This window comes from Trinickia dinghuensis (assembly GCF_003367175.1).
Taxonomy (GTDB): Bacteria; Pseudomonadota; Gammaproteobacteria; order Burkholderiales; family Burkholderiaceae; genus Trinickia; species Trinickia dinghuensis.
Map to the genome: position 1 here is coordinate 353,649 of NZ_QRGA01000007.1, position 12,811 is coordinate 366,459.

12 protein-coding genes and 1 riboswitch are annotated in these 12,811 nt (G+C 66.5%); of the genes, 5 read left to right on the forward strand and 7 right to left on the reverse strand.

Annotated elements, in window-relative coordinates:
* Window positions 1–5: 5 nt before the first annotated feature.
* Window positions 6–2,096, reverse strand: coding sequence for a UvrD-helicase domain-containing protein (locus tag DWV00_RS14070; protein ID WP_115534184.1), 2,091 nt, complete (start codon window positions 2,094–2,096; stop codon window positions 6–8).
* A 272-nt stretch (window positions 2,097–2,368) separates the two neighbouring features.
* Here DWV00_RS14070 and DWV00_RS14075 point away from each other — a divergent pair, with 272 nt between their 5' ends.
* Both DWV00_RS14075 and DWV00_RS14080 read left to right on the forward strand, forming a co-directional pair.
* Entirely contained in the window at window positions 2,369–3,448 is a 1,080-nt protein-coding gene (locus DWV00_RS14075) for an oxidoreductase (RefSeq protein ID WP_115534185.1), read from the forward strand.
* 140 nt (window positions 3,449–3,588) lie between these two features.
* A complete protein-coding gene (locus tag DWV00_RS14080; RefSeq protein ID WP_115534186.1) occupies window positions 3,589–3,972 on the forward strand; it encodes a hypothetical protein in 384 nt (127 codons plus the stop codon).
* 82 nt (window positions 3,973–4,054) lie between these two features.
* Here the strand turns inward: DWV00_RS14080 and DWV00_RS14085 are convergent, their stop codons facing one another.
* The 4 genes from DWV00_RS14085 to DWV00_RS34030 all read right to left on the reverse strand — a co-directional run bounded on the left by DWV00_RS14085 (window position 4,055) and on the right by DWV00_RS34030 (window position 7,265).
* Complete coding sequence (locus DWV00_RS14085; protein WP_115534187.1) at window positions 4,055–4,687, reverse strand: LysE family translocator; 633 nt, start codon at window positions 4,685–4,687, stop codon at window positions 4,055–4,057.
* Between the two features lie 40 nt (window positions 4,688–4,727).
* Window positions 4,728–4,867: riboswitch (ZMP/ZTP riboswitch) on the reverse strand.
* A gap of 54 nt (window positions 4,868–4,921) precedes the next feature.
* Window positions 4,922–6,004, reverse strand: coding sequence for a phytoene/squalene synthase family protein (locus tag DWV00_RS34020; RefSeq protein ID WP_181885450.1), 1,083 nt, complete (start codon window positions 6,002–6,004; stop codon window positions 4,922–4,924).
* An 87-nt stretch (window positions 6,005–6,091) separates the two neighbouring features.
* Entirely contained in the window at window positions 6,092–6,973 is an 882-nt protein-coding gene (locus tag DWV00_RS34025; protein ID WP_181885451.1) for a DMT family transporter, read from the reverse strand.
* 121 nt (window positions 6,974–7,094) lie between these two features.
* A complete protein-coding gene (locus tag DWV00_RS34030; RefSeq protein ID WP_181885452.1) occupies window positions 7,095–7,265 on the reverse strand; it encodes a hypothetical protein in 171 nt (56 codons plus the stop codon).
* Between DWV00_RS34030 and DWV00_RS33680 the strand changes: the two genes are divergently transcribed.
* Both DWV00_RS33680 and DWV00_RS14095 read left to right on the forward strand, forming a co-directional pair.
* Window positions 7,252–7,518 carry a hypothetical protein gene (locus tag DWV00_RS33680; protein ID WP_147297899.1) on the forward strand — a complete coding sequence of 89 codons (267 nt, stop codon included), beginning with the start codon at window positions 7,252–7,254 and terminating at the stop codon, window positions 7,516–7,518. The two genes, DWV00_RS34030 and DWV00_RS33680, sit on opposite strands and share 14 nt — an antisense overlap.
* Window positions 7,515–7,895, forward strand: coding sequence for a DUF2784 domain-containing protein (locus DWV00_RS14095; protein WP_115534329.1), 381 nt, complete (start codon window positions 7,515–7,517; stop codon window positions 7,893–7,895). The genes DWV00_RS33680 and DWV00_RS14095 overlap by 4 nt, the downstream gene beginning before the upstream one ends.
* 69 nt (window positions 7,896–7,964) lie before the next feature.
* Here the strand turns inward: DWV00_RS14095 and DWV00_RS14100 are convergent, their stop codons facing one another.
* Window positions 7,965–9,692, reverse strand: coding sequence for a tetratricopeptide repeat protein (locus DWV00_RS14100; RefSeq protein ID WP_115534188.1), 1,728 nt, complete (start codon window positions 9,690–9,692; stop codon window positions 7,965–7,967).
* A gap of 188 nt (window positions 9,693–9,880) precedes the next feature.
* Between DWV00_RS14100 and DWV00_RS34035 the strand changes: the two genes are divergently transcribed.
* On the forward strand, window positions 9,881–10,933 hold the full coding sequence (locus DWV00_RS34035) for a hypothetical protein (protein ID WP_181885453.1): 1,053 nt from the start codon (window positions 9,881–9,883) through the stop codon (window positions 10,931–10,933).
* Window positions 10,934–10,971: 38 nt separating this feature from the next.
* Here the strand turns inward: DWV00_RS34035 and DWV00_RS14120 are convergent, their stop codons facing one another.
* Window positions 10,972–12,681 (reverse strand): thiamine pyrophosphate-binding protein, encoded by a 1,710-nt coding sequence (locus DWV00_RS14120; RefSeq protein ID WP_115534192.1) that lies wholly within the window; start codon window positions 12,679–12,681, stop codon window positions 10,972–10,974.
* Window positions 12,682–12,811 lie beyond the last annotated feature (130 nt).

A 12,811-nucleotide genomic window follows, 5' to 3' on the forward strand; every position in this document is an offset into this window, starting at 1 on the left:
CTCACTCAAGGCTTCTGCAGCAAAGCCTTTAGGCTTGCCAGCCGATCCTTCGGGGTCATCGGCGCTTCCTCGGGCGTCGGCGGCGGCGCTTCGTCGAGTCCCATTTCGGGGATGAAGCGCGACGGCTCGCACACCACGGTCTCGCGCGCCCGCTTGCGCTTCTTGCACCAATTCAAATGCAGGCTGCGCTGCGCGCGCGTGATCGCGACATACATCAAGCGTCGCTCTTCCTCGATCCGCGCGTCGTCGATCGGCTCGTCGTCCGCGCCGCCGCGGTGCGGCATGATCCCTTCCTCGACGCCCACGAGAAACACGTGCGGATATTCGAGCCCCTTCGATGCGTGCACGGTCGACAACCGCACGGCGTCGGGGTCCTCCTCCTTGCCTTCGAGCATCGACATCAACGCCACCGTCTGGATCAGGCCGAGCAGGTTCTTGCCCGTATCGCCCAAACCGTCCGCGTTGTCGAAGCCGGTTGCTTCGCCGTCCTCGGCCTGCTCGGGTTCGGGCTTCGTTCCCTTGCGCTTGAGCCATTCGAGAAACTCCAACACGTTCTGCCAGCGCGACTGCGCCTGGCGTTCGTCGAACGTGTCGTAGAGATAAGCCTCGTAATGGATCGCCTCCATCAGATCGTCGAGGAGCGTCGTCGCCGCATCCTTCGTCGCCCGATCGGCAATGCGCTGCATGAAGTCGCAGAACACACGCAGCGGCTCGACCTGCCGCACAGATAGGCGCGCTTCGATGCCGCCCATGTAGACGGCCTCGAACAACGACACCTTCGCCTGTCCCGCAAACGACCCGAGCGCTTCGAGCGTCGTGTTGCCGATCCCGCGCCGCGGCGTCGTGATCGCGCGGATGAAGGCGGGATCGTCGTCGGGATTCGCGATCAAGCGCAAATACGCGCAGATGTCCTTGATTTCGGCTTTGTCGAAGAACGACTGGCCGCCTGAAATCACGTAGGGAATGCGCTCGCGGCGCAGCACCTGTTCGAAAATGCGTGCCTGGAAATTGCCGCGGTAAAGAATCGCATAGTCGCGAAACTGCGTCCGCCGCTCGAACTTGTGCGCCGACAGCCGGAACACGACCGATTCGGCCTCGTGCTCTTCATCATTGCACTGCGTCACCGTAATCGTGTCGCCCATGCCATGCTCCGACCACAGCTTCTTCTCGAACAGCTTCGGGTTGTTCGCGATGACGTTGTTCGCCGCCGTCAGAATCCGCACCGTCGAGCGGTAGTTCTGCTCGAGCTTGATCAGATGCAGCTTCGGGAAATCCTTGCCGAGCTGACCGAGGTTCTCGAGCGTGGCGCCGCGCCAGCCGTAGATCGCCTGGTCGTCGTCGCCCACGGCCGTGAATGCCGCGCGCGGCCCCGCGAGCAGCTTCACCAATTCGTACTGGCACGCGTTCGTGTCCTGGTACTCGTCGATCAGCAAGTACCGCAGCTTGTTCTGCCACCGGTCGCGCACGGCTTCGTTCTGCGCGAACAGTTCGGCAGGCAGGCGGATCAAGTCGTCGAAATCGACGGCCTGGTACGCGTGCAGCGTCGCCACATAGTTGCGGAAGACGATGGCCGCCTGATGCTCGTCCTCGTTGGAGGCGCTGGCCGCCGCCGTTTGCGGATCGATCAGGCCGTTCTTCCACAGCGAGATGATCGATTGGATCTTGCGGATGAAGCCTTTGTCGGTCGAGCCGACCTGCTCTTGGATCATGCCGAAGCAGTCGTCGGAATCCATGATCGAGAACTGCGGCTTCAGCCCGAGGTGCTCGGCTTCCTGTCGCAGAATCTGCACGCCGAGCGAGTGAAACGTACAAACCGTGAGCTGGTTGACGGGAACCTTGCGGCCCTCTTTGCCGGGCGTCGTCAGCGTTTTGCCTTCGAGCAGCTTGCCGACGCGCTCGCGCATTTCGGCGGCGGCCTTGTTCGTGAAGGTCACGGCCGCGATATGGCGCGGCTCGAAACCCTTGTTCTCGATCAGGTGGGCAATTTTCTGCGTGATCACGCGCGTCTTGCCGCTGCCGGCACCGGCAAGCACGAGGCACGGGCCGTCGAGGTAGCGCACCGCTTCGCTCTGGGCGGGATTTAATCCTGCGGACATCGTCTGTGGATGGGTGTAACGAGGTTGGCGGCTCGCCCATGCACGCATCGATGCTGTAGCGGATGCGGCGCGCGAAGCCGAGGAGGCAAGTGCGCGATGTTAACACGGATGCGCGGCCCGCTCGGCCTTGCCAAATGGAATCGGTTCCTCGTCAGAGCGAGGCGTGCCACAATGCTCGACTCTCTTGCCGCGCGGCCGATCCGCACCTTTTTTGAAAGGCGCGGCCGGCGCGTCTGGCTCGTCCATTTGTCGTAAGGCGGAGGAATGCACGCATGGCTAGCACGTTGAAAATCGGTTTGATGGGCTACGGATTCGCGGGCGCGACGTTTCACGCGCCCGTCATCGATCATTGCGGCGCGCCCGCCGGTGCGCCGGATACGCCCTACGCGCGCGTCGCGGCCATCGCCACGAGCCAGCCCGACCATGCGCTCGCCGACTACCCCAATGCCCAGATCGTCGCGGATCTGGACGGCCTCATCGCCTCGCGCAACGTCGAGTGCATCGTCATCGCCACGCCGAACGACACCCACTACGCGCTCGCGGCCAAGGTGTTGGCGGCGGGCAAGCATGTTGTCGTGGACAAGCCCGTCACGCTGACGTCGGAGGAGTCGCGCACCCTCGCCCGCCTCGCGTGGGAGCACGGCGTCCTGTTCGCGCCGTTTCACAATCGCCGCTGGGATGGCGATTTCATGACGTTGCGCGAATTGATCGAAAGCGGCACGCTCGGGCGCGTCGTCCACTTCGAATCGCACTTCGATCGCTTTCGGCCGCAGGTGCGCCAGCGTTGGCGCGAAGAAGCCTTGCGCGGCGGCGGCCTGCTGTTCGACCTGGGGCCGCACCTCATCGACCAGGCGCTCACGCTATTCGGCGCACCCGAATCGGTCTTCGCGACGGTGAAGCAGCACCGCGACCAAGCGAGCGCGCCCGATTACGTCCATCTGCTGCTCGGCTATGCCGACAAGGAAGTGGTGCTCCACGCGAGCGCGCTCACGGCGATCGAGCCGCCGCGCTTCATCGTCCACGGCACCCGCGGCAGCTACGTAAAGGCAGGACTCGACACGCAGGAAGATCAGTTGAAGGCGGGACTGCGGCCCGGCCAGGCCGGCTTCGGCGGCGGCAACGCCGCAGGCACGCTACGTGCTCTTGAGGGCGAACGAGAAGTCGAGCGTGCCGTGCCGACGCGCGACGGGGCCTATGTCGAGTTCTACCGCGCGGTCGCCGATGCGATCGCGCGCGGAACGCCGTTCCCGGTCTCCGCGCAAGACGCCGTCGACGTCATGACGATCATCGAACTCGCGAACGAAAGCGCGGCCGAAGGCAAGCGGCTGCCGTTCGTCCGCGTGCCCGCCTGAGCATTGTTCAGAAGATTTCGTTACAGATTCGTTGTTCGTCTGTCATCGGAGACCGTGCGCGAGCCGTTTGTTACAACAGGGCCGGTACGGTCCATCCACCACACTAGATAGGACCCATGAAAACCATAAGGAGATATGGGATGCAACGCTCGATTCGCGCACTCGTTTATTGCGCGCTGGTTTCCGCGCTCGCGGCCTGCGTCGTGAGCCCGCCGCCGCCGCACCGCCGTGCCCCGCCGCCACCGCCGCCCCCGCCGGTGGTCCGGCCGAATCCGCATGAGGCCGAGCTGGCTCGGCGCGCGCAAGTGGACGAGCGCATCGACAATCTCAGCCGCCGGATCGACGAGCGCGTCAGCCAAGGCTATTACCCGCCGCCGACCGGTGGCGGCCTGCATCATCGGCTCGACGTAATCCGCCAGGAAACGAGCGACATGGCCGCACAGCATGGCGGCGGGCTGTCGGGCGACGAACAGCGCGTGATCAACCAAGAGTTGGACAGCGCCGCGCGGGCGATCGGCAACTAACGTTCCGCGCCCGGCGCGAGTGCGCGCCGGCAAAACAAAACGCGGCGGAGCCGGAAGGCCCGCCGCGTTTTGTCTTTGAGCTTCAACGCCGCCCTTGCACCGCCATACGTACGGCAAGGCCCGCGAGCACGGTTCCCATCAACCAGCGCTGCACCATGACCCAGCTCGGCCGCCGCGCGAGAAACGCCGCGATCGAGCCGGCCATGATCGCGACGACGGTGTTCACAACAAGACTGGCCGCGATCTGCAGGCTGCCGAGCGTCAGCGATTGAGTGAGCACGCTGCCGCGGTGCGGATCGATGAATTGCGGCAGCAGCGACAAATAGAGCACGGCGATCTTCGGATTGAGCAGGTTCGTCACGAGCCCCATGACGAACAACTTGCGGGGGCTGTCGGCCGGCAGATCGCGCACTTCGAACGGCGAGCGGCCGCCCGGCTTCAGCGCCTGCCAGGCCAGATAAATCAGATACAGCGCGCCGCCGAGCCGCAGCACGTCGTAGGCGAACGGCACCGCCATCAGCAGCGCGGTGATGCCGCACGCCGTGCTGACCATATAGAAGACAAAGCCGAGCGCGACGCCGCCCAGCGAGATCATGCCCGCGGCCCGCCCTTGGCAGAGCGAGCGCGAAACCAGGTAGATCATGTTGGGGCCGGGCGTCAGCGCGATGCCGAGCGCGACGAGGCCGAAAGCGAGTAGTGAACTGGACGTGGGCATTGCATCTCCTCGATCGACGAAGGACAGACGGACGGATGGTCTTGCATGCCCAGGCGCGCGGCGAATCGGTCGACAAGGGCACGCACGATGCAATACCGCGAGAAAAAGCGGTCACGCTCGCCCCGTCCCGCGCTTCCCGATGGTGAACTCCATCTCACGGCGCCAGTTGCGCGGACCGATCGATTATTTCACGCTTCGCAGGAATCCGCTGCCAACCGCGCGCGATGCTCGCGATTACGCAACAACCGCCGAGGAAGCGGCCAGTCCCAGCCTCGCTTCGATGTCGCGGATCATCCGCTCCATCCAGCCTCGCAGCACGCCATCGAAACAGACGACGGCCGTCGAGCCGGCGATGAAGCGATAAACGTCGTTGCGGCGCACCTTCGAAATCTTCTCGGGGTCAAGCCAGGCGTCGTTGGCCGCCAGCAGCCGCAGCGTTTCGAGCCCGATCAGGATCGGCCACAAGCAAGCCAGACGCAGACGGATCGACAGGCGGGGAATCGAGAACGTGTAGTCTGCCGCGGCGCGATAGTGCGCGAGCGCCGTCGCCATCAATTCGACGAGCACGGGACGAGCGCGCAACGAGGCATCCGGAGCGAGCAGCGCGCCGGGCGTGAGACCGTGCCGCTCGAGCAGGCTGGTGGGCAGATAGCAGCGGCCGATCCGCAGATCCTTGGAGCAGTCTCGCAGGATATTCGTCAGCTGCAGCGCCTTGCCGAAGCGCACCCCGCGCGCGATCACCGTCTCTTGCGGCTCGGCGAACGTGCGAGGCAGATGCGCGCAGGTCATCTTCGTCCAAAACTCGCCGACGCACCCGGCCACGAGGTACGTGTAGCGGTCGAGTTCGGCCGCGTCATGCAGCGCCGCGATTTGCCCCGAATCTTCCGCCGGGAACGTGCGCAAGTCGAACTCCATGCCCGTCGTGAGCGTCGCGACGATGTCGCGGACGGCCGCGCGATCGGCTGCATCGAGTTCGCCGAGTATCGCGAGCGCCGAATCCAGCGATTGAAGCAAGCGCTGCTCGTCGGGAAGCGCCTGCCGGCCCGCCACTTCATCGGCCATCTGCCGAATCGCCTGCGTCGTTTGCTCGCCCGTCTCGCCCCCGACCGCCGCACGCAGCGCCAGCAGCAGCGACAAGCGGCGCTGGGGCTCGATCAGCGCGGTGTCGGCGATCGTGTCGGCCGCGCGCGCCAGCAAATACGCCAGGCCGACTGGATCGCGCATCGGCGCCGGCAAGACGGCCAACGTCAAATAGAACGAGCGCGAGACGCTCTTGAGCAGGGGGCCGAGCAGGTCGGCACGGGCAGCGTTGGACATGAATCGAATAGAAAGGGATGGACGCACGTCGCGGTCCGCAATTGTAGCCGGACGCACTCGTGCGTCCCCTCTCCCAATTCGCGGTGCCTACGCGCTCGCTGAAGCCCTAGGTTTCGGGTCCGCTCTCATGACGAGCGCAAGGCCGCCCAATATCGCCGCCATGCCGGCGAGCTCCTGCGCATGCAAGCGATTGCCGAGGAACGCGTAGTCCATCAGCGCCGTCACGATCGGCACCAGGTAGAACAGGCTCGTGACGTTGACGAGGTCGCCTCGCTGCACCAGTCGATAGAACAGCAGCTGCGCGAACACGGAGATGACGAGACCGAGCCAGAGCAGCGAGACGACGAGTGTTGTATCGAACTTGAACGCAAGCGGCATCGTGGGCGCGATCGCCGCGCACAGCACAAGGCTGACGGCGTTCTGCAGCGGCAGCACGTCGATCGGCGCCTGCGCGATGCGCTTCTGCAAGATGGCGCCGACGGTCATGCAAGCGAGCGCCGCGAGTCCGAACAACGCGCCGCCCGCCGACGTCGCCGCCCCGCTGCCGCCCGGATGCACGACGAGCGCCAACCCGAACAGGGCGACCGCCAACCCCGCGAGACGACGCGGCGAATGGCGCCGCTGCGTCGCCAGCATCGTCAGGATCGGCTGCGCGCCCAGGATCGTCGCGAGCAGGCCCGGCGTCAGCCCGTGGGAGAGCGACAACAAATAGCAGATCGAGTAGCCGCCCGTGAGCAGCGCGCCGGTCAGCGCGACGCGCAGGCGCGTGCCGCGCGCGGGCCACCAGCGCCCGCGCCAGAGGCCGAACACGCCCAGAGCGGCCGAGGCGAGCACGAAACGCAGCAGCAAGAACGCGAAAGCCGGCGCATGCTCGACGCCGAGTTCGGCAAAGATCGCGCCGCTGCTCCAAAGCAAAACGAAAAGCGAAGTCGTACCGTAAGCCGCCATCGCGGCTCGAAGGGAATTCATCTGAGTATCACCTGTGCAAGTGTGCATGGGACCCGCGCGTGTATGTGCGTATGAACGCGCTACGCGTTCGAGGGAACGCGAAGCGAAACGCGATTGCGCGGGCGAACCGGGAAGTCGGCGCTTAGGCGCGCGCCACCGGGGGCGCGGCGATGCCGACGACGGCCTGCCTCGGCGGGGGAGGCGAGCCGGCGTGCACGAGCACGACGACAGTCGAGACCACAATGCGCCCAGCGCCGACGTTTGCGTCGGAGATGCCGGTTACGGAGCCGCGGGGGCGCATGGAATTCGTCATCGATGTCGAATCGGTGAAAAAGATCGGCCGTTCATGCGCTTACTGGCTTGCACGTTTACACGATGACGTTCAGCAAGGCGAAGCGGCCACATTGTGCCGGCTGTTTTCAGTTTTCGAAGCGGCCGACAGTTCGACAGACTACCCGCGACCGTTCGATCGCGCAACGGCTGTCGGCGCGGGCGCACGATGCGCGCGGGTACAGACGGTGCGATACTGGCCGGCATCCCCAATGCCGACCGGCACCCCGCCATGACCGCTCTGGCCGATGTGGTCCTCGTCCTGCACGCGCTCGTCGTGCTGTTCATCGTCGGCGGATTCGCCGCGATTTGGCTCGGCGTCGCGCTGGGCTGGGCGTGGGTGCGCGAGCGGCGCTTCCGGTTCACGCATCTGGTCGCCATCGGCATCGTGGCGCTGCTCGCGGCACTCGACATCCCCTGCCCGCTGACCGTGCTCGAGGATCGGCTGCGCGCGGGCGGCGTCGGCCCCGAAGGGTTCGTCCAGCATTGGGTCGGGCGGCTGCTTTACTACGATCTGCCGATGTGGTTTTTTACGCTCGCCTATGTGCTGTTCGCGCTCGCGGTTCTCTTGACCTGGCGCTACGTGCCGCCGCGCCCTCACGCACGGCGATGACGCCGTGAATGTCCCCACGTCGTCACATCGTGGCGTCCCACGCCCTCGGCACGGGCGGCTGGGTGCGCGTCACTGCGATTGAGCGGCATCGTGCTGCAGCTTGGCCGCTGTCTGCAGTACCGCCTGAGCCTCGCGCTTGCGCCCCATCTCGCCGTACAGTTTCGCGAGATTGTCGAGCACGCGCGCGTAATCGCCGCGGTACGTCGCGGGTTCCTTTTTCGTGAGCGTGTCGTACAGCGCGATCGCGTGCCGATAGGCATCTTCCGCCTCGGGCCGGCGATGCATCTTGGTCAGCAGCACGCCGAGATTGTTCAACGTGCGGGCTTGGTCGGCGCCGAAGGCCTCGGGCGCGGCGCGCTCGAACGGCGCCAACGTCCGCAGGGCTTGGCGGTACGCATGCTCGGCCCGCGCGGGCCGTCCCTCTTTCCGATACAGCACGCCGAGGTTCGTCAGCGTGCGGGCCATGTCCGGTGCGTCGTGCGCCGGGTTCTCGTGCGCGAGCTTGCGGCGAATCGCAAGCGCCTCGTCGTAGGCTTGCTCCGCTTCTGCGAACTGGCCCGCATCGCTATAAAAATTCCCGAGATTGTTCAGCGTACGGGCCAGAGCCGGCTGGTAAGCGAGCGCATTCTCCTGCACCAGCGTCCGCTGCAGGGCAAGCGCCTCGGCATAGGCGCCCTGTGCCTCGCCGGCACGGTGCGCCGTCGCGTAGAGCACGCCGAGGTTATTGAGCGTCGTTGCCAAATCAGGCGTGTAGTTCGGCGCGTCGTGCTGCGCCAGCGCACGCTCGAGCTTCAGCGCCTCGCGGTAGGCGTCGATCGCGTCGTCCGGGCGGTCGGCATCGCGGTAAAGCGCGGCGAGATCCTGAAGCAAATCGGCGACGGCTGGGCCGAAGCGCGCGGGTTGCTCCCGCGCCAAGCCCCAGTACATCCCAAGCGCATGCAAGTCGGCCATTTCGGCGTCCGCCGGCAACGCCAGTGCCTTGTACAAGCCTCCGAGCTTGGCCAGCGAACCGGCAAACTGCGGCTGCCACAGATCGGGCTTGTCATGAGCGAGCACTTGATAGTGCAGCACGAGCGACTCGTAGACCGGCTGCGCCTGCTCGAACAAATGGGCCTCCGTCAGCAAATCGCCGTAAAGATCGGTCACGCCGAGGTCGTCCGGCCGCAGCACGTGGGCGACTCGAACGAATCCAAGCGCTCGCTTCGGAGAAAACCGCAGCCATTCGACGATGCCCGCTTCGAAGCTGCGGGCGGCGATCAGATCGTCCGGCGCACCCGCCTCGGCCAATTCGGCGGCGAGCAGCTTCGCGGCGCCGTCGAGATCGAGTGCGGCAAGGGCGGCATCGACCTGCGGTTCGAGCGGATCGTCGGTACGCAGCACGCGCGTGCGCAGCTGCAGCAAGCCGTATCGATCGCTCCAGTCGCGCGCAAGGGCGACGAAATCGGCGTCCTCGTCGCCCGCGTAATGCTCGGCGAACGCCAGCACGATCGGCGCGACGGCGTCGAACGGCGCGGCGGACGTCGTCTCGAACATCAAGTCGGCCGCTTTCGCGAAGGCCACACGCTGGCTGCCCGTCAGGCGGGCGCGGCGTGCCGCGCGCCCGGCATCGGCGGCAAACCGTTGAAGTTGCGCGGCCTCGATGCCGCAATCGCGCTCGAAATGGAAGCGGCTTTCGACATCGGCGACGGAAAGCGACGGCGCGCAGGGCGGCTGCGGCGAGGGCGACGCGGCCACCGCCGTCAAGGCCTGCGCCATCGCGAGGCCTGCCAGCCATCGATGCGCGCGCCGATTGCTCATGCTCGTCTTCTCGTGGCAAGTGGCTGTCGATCACTCACATGAAGAACGGTCGAGACGCGGCCGTATGTTGGCTGGCGCACGCCCGTGCGCCGCCGCCGATTGCCGGCGTGCGCGCGACACCACATAGTGCCCAGCATAGGCGCGTTGGCCCGATCGCGCAGCATCCGGCGCGCTGTCGATGGGACATCATGCGGCCTCGAACGATCTTTCTACACCTGAGCGATGCCTTGCCGAGGCACTGGACGCCGGCCGACGCCAACGGTGCGCGCCGTTGGGGCCTGGGCTTTGGCGCGGGCCTGCTGCTCTTCGCGATCGTCGGCGCGTTCGGCGTCTATATGGCGATCGACGCACTACAAGCGGACGACGCTTGGAACCGGCCGGACGTCGACCGCATGCACCGGCTGTCTGCCCCGGCAAGTGACGCGGCCGCCGCGCTCGCGTCGTCGTCAGCCAATCTCGTTGCGCTGCTGACCGAGCAACTTGCGAGCGCGAACGCGGACGACGAGGCCGATGCGGCCCGATTGCACCGGGCACCGCCATCGCGACGGGCCTTGCGCGAGCGGCACCCCGCGGCGTCCGCCGGGCCGGAGGCAGCAGCGAAGCCCCCGTCCGCCGGCGCGGAACATCCCATTCGCCGGCGTGCTCGCCCGGCGGCAAGCCAGATCGAATCGACATCCACCGCCGCGGCGCCAGATCAGATCGAATCGAAGCCCGCCAACGCGGCCGCGCCAGGCCAGATGGAATCGAAGCCGCCCGCCGTAGCCGCGCTAGGCCAGACGGAATCGAAGCCGCCCACCGTAACCGCGCCCAGCCGGACGGAGTCGCAGCCGCCCGCCGTAACCGCGCCAAGCCGGACGGAGTCGAAGCCCTCCGCACCAACCGCGCCGGATATCTCCGCATCCACGCAGCCTCGCACGAGTGCCGACACGGAGCCGTCGGGTTCGGCGGCGAGCGCCGGCGAGGCGACAAATGCAAACGTCCCCGCGGAGACGAAGGCGATTGCCACCCCGAAGCCGCCAGCGGCCGCCAAGCACATGCATGCGCACGGCCGCACCGTTCGTCATGCCGGCCCGAAGCGTCGGCGGCACCCGTCTCACATCACCATCACGCGAGCGCCCAACATTTTCTTCACGCTGCCACGTTTCTTGACCGAACCGTTGCGGACGCCGGCCACCCCGCGCCCGCCGGCGGCGTCATTCGATTTGTCCGACAATCAACGCGAGCTGTTCCGGGGCCACTGACCTTGCCGCGCTGCCCCGAAAACCGGTGCGACGGCCGCTTACTTCGCCGCCGCGGCGCGCGCGCGCCGCCCTTGCTCGGCGATATCGTCGAGCGTGGCGGACGGCGTACTGACCTCCTGCGGCACGCGAATTTCAATCAGCGCGGGCCGGCCGCTTGCGACGCATCGGTCGAACGCCGGCAGAAAATCGGCCGTGTGCTCGACCGTCTCCCCATGCGCGCCGAACGAGCGCGCGAAAGCCGCAAAGTCCGGATTCGTCAGTCCAGTGCCGTGGGTGCGCCCGGGGTAGTTCCGCTCCTGATGCATGCGGATCGTGCCGTAGTGCGCGTTGTTGACGACGATGAACACCACGTTCAAGCCGTACTGCACGGCGGTGGCGAGTTCTTGCGACGACATCATGAAGCACCCGTCGCCGGCGAACGCAACGACCGTCCGCTCCGGGTAAATCGACTTTGCCGCGATGGCGGCCGGCACGCCGTAACCCATCGCGCCGCTGGTCGGTGCAAGCTGGGTCCGCCATTGCCGATAGGCGAAATGCCGATGCAGCCAGATCGCGTAGTTGCCCGCGCCGTTCGTCACGATTGCATCGTCAGGCAGCCGCGCGCGCAGTTGCTTCATGATTTCGCCGAGTTGAACGTCGCCGAGCATCGGGCGCGCCGCGCTCCAGTCCGAATACGCGCGATGCGCCTGCTCCGCGCTGCCGGCCCAGGCCGGCGTCTGCCGCGGCTGGAGCGCCGCGAGCGCCGCGGCGATTTCGGGCATGCCCGAAACGATCGGCAGATCGGCCGCATAGACACGGCCCAGTTCCTCCGCCCCTTGATGCACGTGCACGAGCGTTTGCCGAGTTTTCGGAATGTCGAGCAGCGTATAGCCGCCCGTCGTCGCTTCGCCCAGGCGCGGCCCGACGACGAGCAGCAGATCCGCTTCGCGCACGCGCTGCGCCAGCGCGGGATTGATGCCAAGGCCGACGTCGCCCGCGTAATTCGGATGATCGTTGTCGATCGTGTCTTGGTAGCGGAACGCGCAGCCTATCGGCAGTTGCCAGGCCTCGACGAAGCGGCGCAGATCGGCGCACGCTTGCACGCTCCAGCCGCTGCCGCCCGCGATCACCATGGGCCGCTGCGCGCGCTCGAGCAACTCGCGCAATTGGTCGATCTGCGCGGCCGAGGGAGACGCCGCCACGCGTTGGAATCGCGGCGCCCCCGGCACGCGCGGGAACGTATCGGTGAGCATGTCCTCGGGCAGCGCCAGGACGACCGGGCCCGGCCGGCCCGAGCAAGCCGTATGGAACGCATGGCTCAGGTATTCGGGGATGCGGCGGGCGTCGTCGATTTGCGCGACCCATTTCGCCATCTGGCCGAACATGCGCCGGTAGTCGATCTCTTGAAACGCTTCCCGATCGAGATGGTCGCGCGCGCATTGGCCGATGAGCAGAATCATCGGCGTCGAGTCTTGAAATGCCGTGTGCACGCCGATCGACGCATGCGTCGCACCCGGCCCGCGCGTGACGATCGCGACGCCGGGGCGGCCCGTGAGCTTGCCCGTCGCCTCGGCCATGTTGGCCGCGCCGGCCTCGTGCCGGCAGACGATCGTACGAATGCGCTCGGTTTCGTCGTGAAGCGCGTCGAGCACGGCGAGAAAGCTCTCGCCCGGCACGCTGAAAACACGGTCGACGCCGTGCGTGACGAGCGCGTCGACGAGCAGGCGGGCTCCGGTCACGTGGGCGGTATCGGCGACATTCGACGTCATGCTACAACCTCCTGGCTGGCTATTTGTTCGAAGAGGAACGACTGAAAGGCGAATCGCGAGAGACGGCGCCGACAGCTTACGCCTGCGGCGCGCAGACTGTCACGGCGGGAAATTCGCCGCATCGCTACTC

Excerpts from the sequence above, each read along its gene's own strand:
- DWV00_RS14070 (WP_115534184.1), bottom strand. The coding sequence starts at position 2,096 with ATGTCCGCAGGATTAAATCCCGCCCAGAGCGAAGCGGTGCGCTACCTC.
- DWV00_RS14075 (WP_115534185.1), top strand. The coding sequence starts at position 2,369 with ATGGCTAGCACGTTGAAAATCGGTTTGATGGGCTACGGATTCGCGGGC.
- DWV00_RS14080 (WP_115534186.1), top strand. The coding sequence starts at position 3,589 with ATGCAACGCTCGATTCGCGCACTCGTTTATTGCGCGCTGGTTTCCGCG.
- DWV00_RS14085 (WP_115534187.1), bottom strand. The coding sequence starts at position 4,687 with ATGCCCACGTCCAGTTCACTACTCGCTTTCGGCCTCGTCGCGCTCGGC.
- DWV00_RS34020 (WP_181885450.1), bottom strand. The coding sequence starts at position 6,004 with ATGTCCAACGCTGCCCGTGCCGACCTGCTCGGCCCCCTGCTCAAGAGC.
- DWV00_RS34025 (WP_181885451.1), bottom strand. The coding sequence starts at position 6,973 with ATGAATTCCCTTCGAGCCGCGATGGCGGCTTACGGTACGACTTCGCTT.
- DWV00_RS33680 (WP_147297899.1), top strand. The coding sequence starts at position 7,252 with ATGGAATTCGTCATCGATGTCGAATCGGTGAAAAAGATCGGCCGTTCA.
- DWV00_RS34030 (WP_181885452.1), bottom strand. The coding sequence starts at position 7,265 with ATGACGAATTCCATGCGCCCCCGCGGCTCCGTAACCGGCATCTCCGAC.
- DWV00_RS14095 (WP_115534329.1), top strand. The coding sequence starts at position 7,515 with ATGACCGCTCTGGCCGATGTGGTCCTCGTCCTGCACGCGCTCGTCGTG.
- DWV00_RS14100 (WP_115534188.1), bottom strand. The coding sequence starts at position 9,692 with ATGAGCAATCGGCGCGCGCATCGATGGCTGGCAGGCCTCGCGATGGCG.
- DWV00_RS34035 (WP_181885453.1), top strand. The coding sequence starts at position 9,881 with ATGCGGCCTCGAACGATCTTTCTACACCTGAGCGATGCCTTGCCGAGG.
- DWV00_RS14120 (WP_115534192.1), bottom strand. The coding sequence starts at position 12,681 with ATGACGTCGAATGTCGCCGATACCGCCCACGTGACCGGAGCCCGCCTG.